General features: G+C 71.4%; 1 protein-coding gene. It reads left to right on the top strand.

What is annotated here, in order from left to right; genetic code table 11:
* Positions 1-343, top strand: a 343-nt coding sequence (locus HP550_RS00040; RefSeq protein WP_210767463.1) for a hypothetical protein, incomplete at both ends; no start/stop codon positions are given.

Raw genomic sequence — 343 nt, 5'->3', positions numbered from 1 at the left:
CGCGGGGTGGGCGTCGATCCCGGTCGCGTTCGCGCAGGGCGACGGGACGTGGCAGATCACCAACGGGTCGGCTCCGACGTTCATCGGGTCGTGGGCGAGCACCCCGGGCGTGCGGGTTGTGACCGGGGACTTCAACGGCAACGGTCTGACCGACATCGCGCTGGTTCGGCAGAACGCCGGGTGGTCCTCGATCCCGGTCGCGTTCGCGCAGGGCGACGGGACCGGGCAGATCACCAACGGGTCGGCTGCGACGTGCTTCGGGTCGTGGGCGAACACCCCGGGCGTGCGGGTGGTGTCCGGGGACTTCGAGTACACCCGCCCGACTGTCCACACGCTGCTCCGG

The sequence above is a fragment of the Cellulomonas humilata genome, from assembly GCF_013359775.1.
Taxonomy (GTDB): Bacteria; Actinomycetota; Actinomycetes; order Actinomycetales; family Cellulomonadaceae; genus Cellulomonas; species Cellulomonas humilata.
This window is presented reverse-complemented; position numbering and strand designations above follow the sequence as displayed.